Below are 12654 nucleotides of genomic sequence, written 5' to 3'. Positions count from 1 at the left end.
AATCAATAAGGCCTCATCCTCTCTTGCATCTAACCTTAATTCACTTTATTATTATATGGACACAGTGTTGGATAATCAACAAACAGTTTAATAACGATTGTTAGTTATCCGACACATTGACGGAAGATGTTGTTTTACAACAAAAATGTCATAAAAAAGGAGCCCTAAACCTTGAGTAAAAAATTAGATCGACGTAAAAAGTATACGCGAAAAGTATTGAAAGAAAGCCTGGTTACTTTACTTTCTCAAAAAACAATTTCAAAAATAACGGTAAAGGAATTATGTGAAATGGCTGATGTCAACCGGTCGACTTTCTACACGCATTACTCGGACCAGTATGACCTGCTTGAAAAAATTGAAGAAGAAATAGCTGAAGACATGAATCAATACTTAAGCAGTTACAGTTTTAACGTTGAAGAAGAATCTCTTCAAATGACTGAGAAATTACTTGAGTATATAAAGGACAGACAATTTATGTTTCAAACTTTGTTAAATGAAAATGGCGACCCGACGTTTGAGGTACGATTAAGAACGATCGCACAGCGATTTATGATAAATAATTGGTTGGAAGGTCAGCAATTGAAAGAAGTTGATATGACATATTTAAGTACCTTTGTTGTTAGTGGAGCGGTTCATGTGATTAAGGAATGGATTGAATATGATGTAGATGTTAAACAGTCACCGAAAGAAATGGCTGAATTGATCAATAAATTTGCCAATGAAGGATTGTCATGTTTAGAATAATTTTTTATATTTAGTAATTAACCAGGGTTAATAGATAAATTATTGGAATATTATTTCCAAAACACTGTGGAAGGTTTTTAGCTAAACAAAAAGGAGAGTCAATATGGAAGTAGTATATTTTGCAGGTGGATGTTTATGGGGAGTACAAGCCTTTATAAAAACATTACCTGGAGTTACGTTTACAGAAGCGGGGAGAGCTAATGGAACAAGTCATACTCTTGAAGGAGAATATGATGGTTACGCGGAATGTGTAAAAACAGAATTTGATCCGACAGTTGTATCGATTAGGGAATTAATGGAGTATTTTTTTGAAATCATTGATCCATATAGTTTGAATAAACAAGGACAGGATGTTGGTGAGAAATATAGAACGGGAGTATATAGTGAAAATCATAAACATCTAAAAGAGGCAAAGGCGTTTATTAGCGAGAGAAATGATTATGACGATATAGTAGTTGAAGTATTGCCTCTTACAAACTATGTAAGAAGTGCAGAAGAGCATCAAGATCGGTTAGCTAGATGTCCGAATGATTATTGCCATATTCCTGAAGAAATATTAAGTAAATATAGTAAGTGAGAATAGTGAAGATGATTTTGAAATGCTTTATCATCAAAATAAGCGATACAGAAACGTCCACAGTTGGGCGGAAGAGTTGAACAAGGCGATCAAGGGATCCTTTTAGTTAGGGGGTTAAGCCGAGATTAAAAGTTATTCAACAAACGGAGGCATTCTATTATGAGCAATATCAGCGCGGGGATAAATGTGAGAGATAGAGGTTCAGCGATCATAGTAGAAAAGAATAAAGTCGCTGTAATTAAAAGAATAAGAGATGAATCAGTTTATTACGTATTCCCAGGTGGTGGAGTAGAAACAGGAGAGACACCTGAATTAGCGGCTAAAAGAGAAACTCTTGAAGAATTGGGTGTTGAGGTCAATGTTAATGAATGCATCTCAAAAGTTAATTATTATGGAACTCAATATTTTTTTTTGGCTGAAATAACTAAAGGAACTTTTGGAACTGGTCAAGGTGAGGAATACACAGATGATAGTCGAGGTAGAGGAACCTATTTGCCAATGTGGGTAGATATTGAAAGTCTGTCCTTGATTGAAATAAAACCAAGAGAAGTTGGTTTAAAAGTACAAACGTTGTTCAGTAACTGATGCGTCAACTTTAATTAAGAAGGAATGAAGAATTTGAAAAAAATAATATATTTATGTCTCTTATTATTTATTCTGGGTGGTTGTTCTTCAGCAACCCTTTTAGGTGCAATGGAAGAAGTTTTTGATGTGAATATTAAAATTTTGTATCAGGATGATGTTGATGAGATCGTCCTCTTCTTAACTGAAGATTATACTGGTCAACCGATGTTATGCTTAAATACTTTCACTAAAGAAGATTCAAGTTATAAATATGATCATGGTACTGGCGGACACTGTCAGAACCTGGATTTATCCAATAAGTATGAAATTGTCAATGTAACATCTGTAGGTAACAGCTCTAATAGTGCCGTGTGGGGATATCTTCACAATTACCCTGACGCTGAGACAGTTAGTTATACCTTAGAGGATGAAAAAGGAAACATAATATATTCATCAGAAATTGAAATAGCAAAAGAGAACTTCATATTTGAGCAATTACCAGTTGATATTTTTGAAAGGACTCACAGCCATCACTACAAAGTATTAGATAAAGAGAGTAACACAATTATTGAAAGGTAGATTAAGCACCGGAAATAATACCAAAAAAGTTACCACAGTCTACTTCACATGAATTTTTTGGAAATATCCCTTGCAAACGTATTTTAGAAATGATATTTTACAATAGTCTGAATATTACGCTCTTTATGAAATTAATAGATAGTATGATTAAAAGAATTTTAAACTATTAAGAGTGCAGTTACTGAAAATATATAAGGTGTGTAATCTATGCAAAATATTATTGATAAGATAAGTGAAATAGAATTTGGAGACATTGGGGTTATTGCCTATTCAGAATTTAATCAAGAAAAGGTGATTTCAATAAATGAAAAATTATCAGTTCCGCTTGCATCTGCCGGAAAAGTTGCAATTGCTTATTGTGTAGCCCAATTAATAGAAGAAGGGCCATATCAATGGGATAACATTGTAGAAGATATTAGTTTTAATCCAAAAGAAGACAGCAATATTATATATCCTCACTTTCAAAACAGAAAAGCCTTATTATTGCAGGATGCAGTAGAAGTGATGATCGCCTCTCACGATAGCTATGTTGCGGATAGTATTGTCCAATTTTGTGGTGGATGGGAAAAGATTAATAAAAAAATCAAAACATATTTTTCGAATATAAATATTAAACAAAACCCTAGAGATCTGGATAATAAGGGAGAGCTGGCCCAGGTTTTTGAACTCTTGCGTGCAATATTTGAGGGATACAAAAATAATCCTGAAATTTGGACTCCTGTTATTAATGGTTTAGTCAGGCAAAGAGGGGAGATTGAAGGAATCCCAACTCATTTCTTAAATCATATGACTGGTGGACTGGAGAATGTAGCAGTTGACATTGGGATATTAGGAGAGTTCTCTGGAAGTCCAATTTTGTTTGTTTTAGGAGCTAAACATTTACCCAATAGAAATGAAAATAAATTTGTAGATGAAAGAATTATAGAGGTTATGCAGTCACTCTATACTGAATACTCCAATCAAGATAAACAAATTAAAAACGAAACCAGTATTTAATTCAGACTTTGTTGTTGGGGAGGAGAATTCATATGGAGTTAGTATTTATCAGACATGGCCAAGGGGAACATACCGTAGATTTACCTCAGAGCTTACATATCTCAGACCCTGCCTTAACTAATGAAGGAAAACTTCAAGCTATGTCGCTTAGAAATCAGTTTCCTTTATCACAGAATGACGTAGTAATAATTAGTCCTCTAAGGAGAACTTTACAAACAGCACATATTTGGAGTGAAGGTATAAACTGCAGGAAAATAGTAAGTCCGTTCGTTTCTCCTAGAATGTTTCCTCAAACCCCACAGAGTACTACACTTCCTTGTGATGAACTTCTAACAAAGGAAAAAATAAAAAACGTGTTCAATGATTTTTGTATTGATGGAGAATTACCAGATGAATATTGGTTAAGCGGAATTAATAAAACACACGAACAAGAGTTTTCCAAAATTGCATCCCGTTATTTGACATGGTGCAAGAGCACTGGAAAAAAACGAATTTACATAGTTTCTCACGATGGAACAATAACTTCATATAATCAATTTATTACCGGGAGAAAACTTTCACGCAAAGACTTCCCTAAAGAAACTGGCTGGTTGAAAATTGATTGCTAAGCTTCATCAAAAGGAGAAAAGTAGAGGTAGGGGAGGCTGTTTCTTGGATAGAAGAGTGAAAGTAGCCAATGAAATCATAAACATACTTAAAGACTACCCTGAAGTAAATGATGTTTTTATAAGAGGTAGTCTATCTAAGAAATCTCATATAGATAAGTATTCTGATATAGATATTGGAATAGATGTATCAGGTTTACAATGTTTCCCGGGGATTGGAAAATCACTCAAGTAGAAAATAACGAGCCTGCTCAAAATTTTTGGGAGGGCTTGATTAAAGACATTACTAATGACAAATTCATAAAGCGTTTTGAAAGATGAGAGTACATTCAAGAGTTTAATGCTGAGGCAATAATAGAGAAAAATATGAGTTATAAGCTTTGGGGGTATTAGCATGAAGAGACTATTCAGTATATTTATTCTAATTTTATTTGTGATCGCAGGTTGTTTAGATGATGAGCTAACAAAGATAAATCCAGATGATATAAGTTATGGATCACTTAAAATTCACAAAGATGGAATGCTTGTAAAAGATATTAGTTTATTAGAAAATGAAAAATTATTGATAGATGCTGCTGAGGCATATAATAACGCTGAATTTATTTCGTTCGAGGAAGAAGAAAATGAAAATCATGTCAATATAGACCCCATATTTACAGATGGACCATTAGAGGAAGAATACTCAGCATCTCACTTTAACATGGACTCAGGAACTGAGGGGGATAATTTCTACATCGGGTACAAAGGAGATAATGTTTTCAAAGTAATTGCAGGTGGAGAGATTTCTAAAAACAGTTTTAACGAATACTTCATTGAAAGCAAAGAGTTAAAAGAAATCATTTTAGAAAATGGGTAACCTACAGATGAAAGGCGTTCAAAAAGTTGTTCGCCTTTTATTTTATCTGATAACTTTTGAGAGTTGGAGGAAGAAAGAATGTATGTAAAGGTCTATATATATCATATACAAAACGATAAAGTGGACGAGTTTATGAGCATTCAGGAAAAGGCGTCAGAGATTTATGGTAAATATTTGAACTTTAATACTACCTATCTTCAGAGCCAGGAGGATATTACAAAATGGATGGAAATCACAAATTATAAGGATGAAGAAGAGTATCAGAAAAGTATTAAATTAATTAACCAAGAGGACGAAATACAAGAACTTTTTGAAGCGTTCCAATCTCTATTAATAAGTGAGCATGAGGTCACTGAAGAAAACTTTATAGAAAAGAAGATAATCAGTAATTCTTAACAATATTTTTTCTAAAACATTGACCATAAAATTAGTAATCCTATCGCAATTGGGATTAGGGAACCGATTATTAGAAAAGTTTTAGCAATCAAATACGAATTACTCATAATACGATAAAAGATTGCATTCTCATAATTGTAATAATCTTTTTTCATCCATTTATTTTTCTTCAGTTCTTTTTGGTGCGCTTCTTCTGTGTATTTCGTTAAAACTAAGTAAAGGAAGATGAATCCACCTGTAAGGAAAAAGAATAAAGGAAAATAATCTTTTATTAATTGCATTTAATATCACCTGACAAATAGTTTTAACCCATTATATTAAATACATTCTTTTTGTTAAAGGGGAAGATAAAGTGAGTGAATGGAATGAACTTATAAATGAATCAAAATCCAGATGGGAACAGAATGCTGATCATTGGGATGATTATATGGGAGACGAAAGTAATCGATTTCATCGAGAGCTGATAAGACCCTATACCGAAAAATTATTACGTATTAAAGAAGGTCAAACGATACTGGATATTGCTTGTGGGAACGGGAACTTCTCAAGGAGACTGGCAGATCTGGGAGCTAATGTCGTGGCGTTTGACTACAGTTCAAAGATGGTCGAACGAGCGAAAAAAAGATCTAATGACTATAATCAACAAATCTCCTATAAAGTTATTGATGCAGCTAATTATGAGGGCTTGCTTCAGCTGGGAAATGGTAAATTTGATCATGCAGTAGCAAATATGGCTCTAATGGACATTGCTGACATAACCCCATTAATCGCCTCACTACATAAGTTATTAAAACCAAATGGGACCTTTGTTTTCTCCATTACACATCCCTGCTTTCAACCGCCTGGTCTTAGAACAATCAACGAGTCAGAAGACATTAATAGTAAGTTGGTTTCCAGAAACAGCATTCAAATCTCAAAGTACTTAACTTCAGAACCATATGAAGCGATCGGCATTAAAGGTCAAAAGACGCCACACTATATGTTCCACAGGCCATTGTCGTATTACACGAACGAATTCTTTAAATCAGGCTTTGTACTTGATAGTGTTGAAGAACCGAGTTTCAAAAAGGAAGAGAAGAATGAATTTGACTGGTATGAGATTCCTCCTGTTATTATTTTTCGTTTTAGAAAGTTAAGCGACTAGTCATGTAAAATAGATAGAACTATTAATTTCTAGTGGAGGTGGGTCATGAAATTATATAAGTTTGATAAATCCACCGGTAATAAGATAAGAGAATATAATTCTGATTTTATAATGTCTCGTATTCTACGAACTGATCAGAATACTCAAATCGGGTGTATTTACTTAGAAGAAGACGGAGTTATTGGATACCATCAAGCGGTAGTGCCTCAGTTTTTATTAATTATGAATGGAGAAGGTTATGTTCGAGGTGATCAAGAGAAGTATTTCAAAGTCCAATCAGGAGATGCAGTGTTTTGGGAGAAAGATGAATGGCATGAAACTAAAAGTGAGAAAGGATTAACTGCTATCGTCATTGAAAGCGAAACTATAAATCCATCATTATTTATGTCTTTAAAATAGATAGGTATTGTCTAGAAGAATGATAGAGAAGAGTTGGGTTGGGAGGAATTGTAATGAAAAGGTGGTCAGGTTCAGCGGCAGTCTGTATTAATGAAAATAATGAGGTATTAATGGTCAGAGCTTTTGACTCGGATGAATGGGCAGTCCCATCTGGAGGATTGAAAAAGATGAAAGTCCAGAGTTTGCCTGTAAGAGGGAAGTTAAAGAAGAGACAGGGTATGATGTTCAGGTTATTGAGCAAATAAAAATAAAAGAAACAATTATAAAAGGGATTGAAGTAAAAACATATTATTTTAGAGTGAAAAAGATAGGTGATAGCCAAGGGATTAATGACCCTGATGGAATAATTGGTGAGGCTGATTGGAAAACAGCAGCAGAAATAAAAGTATTACAACACGCTTACCCTGATGACAAAGATTTTTTACTTGAGCAATTATAGACGGGCATCGTTAAAGATTTTGATTTATATAAGGAGAGATCAAATTGTTTTCATCAAATAGATTAGTATTACGTAAAGTGAGTCAAGATGATGTGGAACTCTATCATTCATGGAGAAATGATATGGATGTGATGTATACCACAAATCCATCTCTAGATTTATATTCTCTTGAGGAGACTAGAAGCTTTGTGGAAAATATTCTAATAAGCTCTGAATCTTCCAAGAGCTATATAATCACTCAAAAAGAAAATGATATAGCAATAGGTATTACCTCACTAATCAACATTGACTATAAAAACAGAAATGCGGAATGTATCATTGATATTGGAGAAAAAGATTACTGGGGCCAAGGATATGGTTCTGAGGCATTGCAGATACTAATAAACTATGCGTTTCTTGAACTGAATTTGCACCGGGTATCTCTAAGAGTCTTCTCATTTAATGATAAGGCCATCAAGATGTACGAAAAGTTAGGATTTAAAGAAGAAGGTATTAGTCGAGAGTCCTTGTTTAGAAATGGTAATTGGGAAGATATTGTACATATGGGGTTGTTACATAACGAATATTTGGAGGTATAAACTTAATTGCCGCCTGAGTAATAATTGTATTAACTAAAAAGCTGAAAAGGCATTTGGGTATTAACTCAAATGCCTTTAGTAGTCTAAATCAATTTTCAATTTCCTAATTTGATTAAATACATATTATTAGATTAATTTTTTCACAAACATTAATTACTAAGAAATTATAACAACTTCTGAATCAAAGGATAAATTATTCAAATCATGTAAAATATCTCTCGCCTGATTACTATGGTCCGTTAGTGCTTTCCCCTTATATATGGGTACCTTGCTGTATATCTTTCTTACACTAATCGGGTAACCAATACCTGTGTTGGAATTATTGATTCTAATTTTATCTGGTTCAAAAAGCAAAGTGTTTATTAGCTTCCTAGCCTCATATGATGGGGATGATTTTAGCATTGACACCATATCTGAGTCGGTTAATCTGGCAAATTCATTCTTATTAACTGTATCTGCATTCCAATGGTATTTTATAGACTTAGCCAATAATCTGTCCACGGCAACCATATATGGTGATAAGAACAATTTGTGGTCTGATAAAATTAGTTGTAATAAGTAATGCCCAGTTTCACGATCTGTCTCTATTCCAGTAGATGTACATTTGATTTTTGGTAATAAATCTTTAGGAAGAGTATCTACCATACCCGCCATATATGTGTCTCTAAAGAAACTATCAAGATGGTCAATACCTAATATATTTTCTTTCCCTGTAATTACAGAAGGTTCGTTTAAGATCTCAATTATTTTATTAGGACTTATATTGAATTGTTGCAGTATAGAAGATAGTTCATCTTCTAAGATAAATTGTTCTGTTAATTGATGGTGGTTAAAATTTAACGTTTTTTCTACTGCATGAGAAAAAGGTAAGTGACCAATATCATGTAACAATGCAGCAACACGAAGTTCTATATTTTCCGGGAAGTAAATGGCTGTTAATTTCCATACTCCGATAGTATGCTCATACCTGCTATGTACAACAGGAGATACCAATGAACCAGCACCGAAATGTGCTAATTGCTTCAACCTCCTAATTGGTCTGCTCTGAAGCAATTTAACTTCCAATTTATTAGGTTCGACAGGTGGATAAAGTGGTTCTGAGAAAAGTTCTGTTTCTTTTATTTGCATTAAAATTGCTCCCTTGCACTTATTCAAAATATTTCGTATTCTTAATTTGATTTTAACATAATTTTCTATTTTATCCTTGAATTTAAAAAATGTGTGGTTTGTTAGAGTGAACCACATAATTGGAACTGTTACGACCTTGCCGCTATTAGACCTTATTTTTGTTTGATAAACCTCCATTAAAGGTATATTAATTAAAAGGAAGATTTGCAGGAGGTATTCAAATGAAGGAAAGAGTTAATCATATTGTGAATTGGATAAAAAATTATGTCGAAGATGCGGGTGCTAACGGCGTCATTGTAGGTGTAAGCGGCGGAATTGATTCGGCATTAGCAGCTGCTCTAATGAAACGAGCATACCCTAACAATTCGATGGGGGTAATCATGCCAATAGATAAGAAGGTTGAGGATCAACCAGATGCTTTAGAACTCGTGAAAAGCATAGACCTTACTTATTACAGTGTTGAATTAACCGATACGTTTAATACACAAATAAAAGATATTGAAAACACAATTGGTGATGAGTGGAGTAAGGAAACAGAACGAATGGTCAGGGCGAATTTAATGGCAAGAATCCGAATGAGTACACTATATGCTATAGCTCAAAACTTTGGCTATTTAGTTGTTGGTACAGGAAATAAAGCTGAAAAGTATACGGGTTACTTTACGAAATTTGGAGACGGGGCATCTGATATTGAACCATTAATGAATTTATCAAAAGGCGAAGTTTATAAGATGTCTGAATATCTCGGCGTTCCTGATGCCATATTAAATAAACAACCTAGTGCAGGCTTGTGGGAAGATCAGACTGATGAGGGAGAAATGGGCGTTTCCTATGCACACATTGATGCCTTTTTACGCGGAGAAGACATCCCCGAAGATTCAGTAAAAACGATTCAAGATTTACACAACAAAACAATGCACAAGCGTCAAGAAGCACCAGGTCCTAATCAATTTCAAAAGGATGAATAACGTGACGGAATCTAAAAAAACGGCATTACTCATTATCGATATGATTAACCGAATGGATTTTGATGGAGCGGAAGACCTTTATGAAAATACAAAAGAAATAATTGATCCAATTATTAATCTTAAGCGCTATGCCCAACAAAAGGACATGCCTGTCATTTATGTAAATGACAACTTTGGAATGTGGAAAGAAAACCACCATAAGCTTATTGACTATTGTAAAGAAGGCATGGCCAAAGATTGGATTGAAAAACTAGAACCCGACGAAGATGATTACTTTATCTTCAAACCAAAACACTCTGGATTCTATGGGACTCAATTAAATTTCTTATTAGAAGATTTAGACGTTGAGCATTTAATTATGACAGGTATTGCTGGAGATATGTGTGTATTGTTTACCGCCAAGGATGCCTATATGGAAGGCTATTCGATGTGGGTCCCAAAGAATTGCATGGCGTCAGAAGAAACGATTTATAATGATGCAGCATTACAAATTATTCACCGGTTAACGCAATGTGATATTACGCCGTTTGAACAAAAATGATTAAACATCCATGTAACTCATACATGGATGTTTTTTGAATCTGTATTTTTTAATACTTAACTGATTTTACGACTAAGGTTGTAGTTTTTCATAAGACTAATCAATTACATATCTTAAATCTAATAGCTGACGATACAATCTTCTCCTTGATTTACCATGAGGATATGGAAGCTCAGAGGAGGTAGTCATTGTGAAACAAATCATTTCAGATAAACAATTTATTTTAATTATTATTGCTAATTTCTTATCGTCAGTGGGTTCTGGGATTACCACCATTGCAGCCAGCTGGTTGTTAGTGAATCAAACCAATGGCGAAATCATATTAGGTTATACCATGATAGGAACGACCATTATTATGTTTATCATCGCACCTTATGTTGGTGTTTTAATTGATCGATTTTCAAGAAAGAAAATCTATTTATTTAATCAGGTGCTAGGTTTTTGTGTGATTGGCAGTGCGACCATACCTGGTGTGATGACAGGAACTTACGACACTTGGCAATTAGTCATCTTTATCTTTTCCTTTTCGTTATACTTTGCCTTACATTATCCAACGTTGTTAGCACTAACCCAGGAAATTTTCTCAAAGGAATATTATCGCTCGATTAGTGGCGTGTTAGAAGTCGAAAGTCAGACGGCAAGCGCTGTAGCAGGTGGGATTACAGGATTACTATTAGGAGTTATTAGTTACGATATAATCTTTTTATTTGATATGTCGACATTTATTTTTAGTTTTATTTTTATATCATTCATCAAATATGAGAAGCAATATAAAAAGGTAAAATCCAAGAAACCTGTTTGGAACGACATTATGGTGGGCCTTGAATTTTTGAAAGGTAAACGCAAGTTGGTGATTCTATTAATCTCAACATTGGTCCCATTTATGTGTGTGACAGCTTTTAATTACGTCGATCCAGTCTATGTCACAGATATTCTTGAAGCATCGGGCCAAATTTATGGATTATCAAGTATGAGTTACGCACTTGGAGCAATTGGTGCGGGCATCATCAGTGTTCTGTTAGCTAAAAAATTTGGTTATGTGTTTACAACTAAGGTTATGATGATCAGTTATTTATTGTTTTTATTAGCATTAGTGAGTGTTTATCATGTTGCGATTTATTTAGCTGCGAATTTATTGGCAGGCGCAGGGAATTCCGGGACGCGAGTGATGAGACGGACACTCATGTTAGAGCTTATTCCTAACCATAAAATAGGACGTGTGAATAGTTTCTTTATAAGTGTAGAATTAGTCGTTCGAATCATTTTATTAACTAGCTTTATTCTATTGATAGGTCATCTAAATGCCATTATTCCAATTATTATTTTAATAGCTATGATGGTCATTGCACTTGTAGGATTTTGGTATAGTAAGTCATTTGTACAAGACCAAAATCAATTAGACTATTATTCTGTGAAATGAATAAAGAGGAGTCAAAGATGTTAGTTAGAAAAATATGTTAAAATCATAGAAAGTTTTAATAAAAGTTGATAGGGGTTTGATGTTAAAGGAGGGGGAATATTTAAAAAAAGTGTTAGGTCCTTTAATCGTAGTTTTAGGGCTTATTGCCTTAGTTTATTTGATGGTTGACGATTATTATGATTTGCAAAAAGCAGCACAGAGAGCATCAAGTGAAATTTACACACTTCTAATTAAAATGACTTTATGGGCATTCTTATTTGGTATATTGTTGGAATGGAGAGGCTTGGTAAAGTTAATTGAAAAAAAGTTTAAATTCAATTGGATACTATTCATTCCCGCAGTTATGTTGTCGGTTCTGATGTTTATACCAAAGGTTTATTGGTTTGATTGGTTTGGTATAACTGGTGAATTTTATATAAAAATGCTTACTATAACGCATACACATACAGCTTTAACAATATTAGCGGGAACATTATTGATTAGATCCTTCTCTGAGAAGTAATACAAATGTTAAAGAGGCTGGGACAAAACCCAGCAACATAAAAAATCGTGGGACTCCATCGTAATGATGAATCCCACGATTTTTTTATATTTTTGTAATTTTTACATAAACAAAAAGGACCCTCTTTGATAGAATTAAAGTAACCACACCATAATCCCAAAGGAGGATCCTTATGTTTAAAGATTATAACATGAATCAAGTGGTTTTGCCTTTAGATT

General features: G+C 33.8%; 19 protein-coding genes. 17 read left to right on the top strand and 2 right to left on the bottom strand.

Features of this window, described 5'->3' with window-relative positions; all coding sequences use genetic code 11:
- The first annotated feature begins 171 nt into the window (after window positions 1-171).
- The 9 genes from E3U55_RS15935 to E3U55_RS15890 all read left to right on the top strand — a co-directional run bounded on the left by E3U55_RS15935 (window position 172) and on the right by E3U55_RS15890 (window position 5317).
- Window positions 172-744, top strand: a complete 573-nt coding sequence (locus tag E3U55_RS15935) for a TetR/AcrR family transcriptional regulator (protein WP_134341480.1) — start codon at window positions 172-174, stop codon at window positions 742-744.
- A gap of 103 nt (window positions 745-847) precedes the next feature.
- On the top strand, window positions 848-1321 hold the full coding sequence (locus E3U55_RS15930) for a peptide-methionine (S)-S-oxide reductase (protein ID WP_134341479.1): 474 nt from the start codon (window positions 848-850) through the stop codon (window positions 1319-1321).
- A 159-nt stretch (window positions 1322-1480) separates the two neighbouring features.
- Window positions 1481-1906 carry an NUDIX hydrolase gene (locus E3U55_RS15925; protein WP_134341478.1) on the top strand — a complete coding sequence of 142 codons (426 nt, stop codon included), beginning with the start codon at window positions 1481-1483 and terminating at the stop codon, window positions 1904-1906.
- Between the two features lie 33 nt (window positions 1907-1939).
- Window positions 1940-2464 carry a hypothetical protein gene (locus E3U55_RS15920; protein WP_134341477.1) on the top strand — a complete coding sequence of 175 codons (525 nt, stop codon included), beginning with the start codon at window positions 1940-1942 and terminating at the stop codon, window positions 2462-2464.
- Window positions 2465-2671: 207 nt separating this feature from the next.
- A complete protein-coding gene (locus tag E3U55_RS15915; RefSeq protein WP_134341476.1) occupies window positions 2672-3460 on the top strand; it encodes a serine hydrolase in 789 nt (262 codons plus the stop codon).
- 32 nt (window positions 3461-3492) lie between these two features.
- Window positions 3493-4068 carry a histidine phosphatase family protein gene (locus E3U55_RS15910; RefSeq protein WP_134341475.1) on the top strand — a complete coding sequence of 192 codons (576 nt, stop codon included), beginning with the start codon at window positions 3493-3495 and terminating at the stop codon, window positions 4066-4068.
- A gap of 43 nt (window positions 4069-4111) precedes the next feature.
- The gene (locus tag E3U55_RS15905; protein WP_134341474.1) at window positions 4112-4300 is read left to right on the top strand and encodes a hypothetical protein; all 189 of its coding nucleotides are present in this window, start codon (window positions 4112-4114) and stop codon (window positions 4298-4300) included.
- A 159-nt stretch (window positions 4301-4459) separates the two neighbouring features.
- On the top strand, window positions 4460-4921 hold the full coding sequence (locus E3U55_RS15895) for a hypothetical protein (protein ID WP_134341473.1): 462 nt from the start codon (window positions 4460-4462) through the stop codon (window positions 4919-4921).
- A 78-nt stretch (window positions 4922-4999) separates the two neighbouring features.
- Complete coding sequence (locus tag E3U55_RS15890; RefSeq protein ID WP_134341472.1) at window positions 5000-5317, top strand: hypothetical protein; 318 nt, start codon at window positions 5000-5002, stop codon at window positions 5315-5317.
- Window positions 5318-5328: 11 nt separating this feature from the next.
- On the opposite strand, the gene E3U55_RS15885 is transcribed toward E3U55_RS15890, so the two are convergent.
- Entirely contained in the window at window positions 5329-5598 is a 270-nt protein-coding gene (locus tag E3U55_RS15885; RefSeq protein ID WP_134341471.1) for a hypothetical protein, read from the bottom strand.
- A 71-nt stretch (window positions 5599-5669) separates the two neighbouring features.
- On the opposite strand from E3U55_RS15885, the gene E3U55_RS15880 reads away from it, so the two are divergent.
- The 4 genes from E3U55_RS15880 (at window position 5670) to E3U55_RS15865 (ending at window position 7877) form a co-directional block, all read left to right on the top strand.
- Window positions 5670-6461 carry a class I SAM-dependent methyltransferase gene (locus E3U55_RS15880; RefSeq protein WP_228547597.1) on the top strand — a complete coding sequence of 264 codons (792 nt, stop codon included), beginning with the start codon at window positions 5670-5672 and terminating at the stop codon, window positions 6459-6461.
- A gap of 45 nt (window positions 6462-6506) precedes the next feature.
- Window positions 6507-6860, top strand: a complete 354-nt coding sequence (locus tag E3U55_RS15875) for a cupin domain-containing protein (RefSeq protein ID WP_134341470.1) — start codon at window positions 6507-6509, stop codon at window positions 6858-6860.
- A 136-nt stretch (window positions 6861-6996) separates the two neighbouring features.
- Window positions 6997-7299, top strand: coding sequence for an NUDIX hydrolase (locus E3U55_RS15870; RefSeq protein WP_228547596.1), 303 nt, complete (start codon window positions 6997-6999; stop codon window positions 7297-7299).
- A 44-nt stretch (window positions 7300-7343) separates the two neighbouring features.
- Window positions 7344-7877, top strand: a complete 534-nt coding sequence (locus E3U55_RS15865; RefSeq protein WP_134341469.1) for a GNAT family N-acetyltransferase — start codon at window positions 7344-7346, stop codon at window positions 7875-7877.
- A gap of 156 nt (window positions 7878-8033) precedes the next feature.
- Here the strand turns inward: E3U55_RS15865 and E3U55_RS15860 are convergent, their stop codons facing one another.
- Window positions 8034-9032, bottom strand: coding sequence for an HD domain-containing protein (locus tag E3U55_RS15860; RefSeq protein ID WP_228547595.1), 999 nt, complete (start codon window positions 9030-9032; stop codon window positions 8034-8036).
- Between the two features lie 194 nt (window positions 9033-9226).
- On the opposite strand from E3U55_RS15860, the gene nadE reads away from it, so the two are divergent.
- The 4 genes from nadE to E3U55_RS15840 all read left to right on the top strand — a co-directional run bounded on the left by nadE (window position 9227) and on the right by E3U55_RS15840 (window position 12436).
- On the top strand, window positions 9227-9973 hold the full coding sequence (gene nadE / locus E3U55_RS15855) for an NAD(+) synthase (RefSeq protein WP_134341468.1): 747 nt from the start codon (window positions 9227-9229) through the stop codon (window positions 9971-9973).
- A gap of 1 nt (window position 9974) precedes the next feature.
- On the top strand, window positions 9975-10514 hold the full coding sequence (locus E3U55_RS15850) for an isochorismatase family cysteine hydrolase (RefSeq protein WP_228547594.1): 540 nt from the start codon (window positions 9975-9977) through the stop codon (window positions 10512-10514).
- Window positions 10515-10704: 190 nt separating this feature from the next.
- Window positions 10705-11934 (top strand): MFS transporter, encoded by a 1230-nt coding sequence (locus E3U55_RS15845; RefSeq protein WP_194840957.1) that lies wholly within the window; start codon window positions 10705-10707, stop codon window positions 11932-11934.
- A gap of 109 nt (window positions 11935-12043) precedes the next feature.
- A complete protein-coding gene (locus tag E3U55_RS15840) occupies window positions 12044-12436 on the top strand; it encodes a hypothetical protein (protein ID WP_134341465.1) in 393 nt (130 codons plus the stop codon).
- The last annotated feature ends 218 nt before the right edge of the window (window positions 12437-12654 follow it).

This window comes from Filobacillus milosensis, from assembly GCF_004402015.1.
GTDB classification, from domain to species: Bacteria; Bacillota; Bacilli; order Bacillales; family Alkalibacillaceae; genus Filobacillus; species Filobacillus milosensis.
This window is presented reverse-complemented; position numbering and strand designations above follow the sequence as displayed.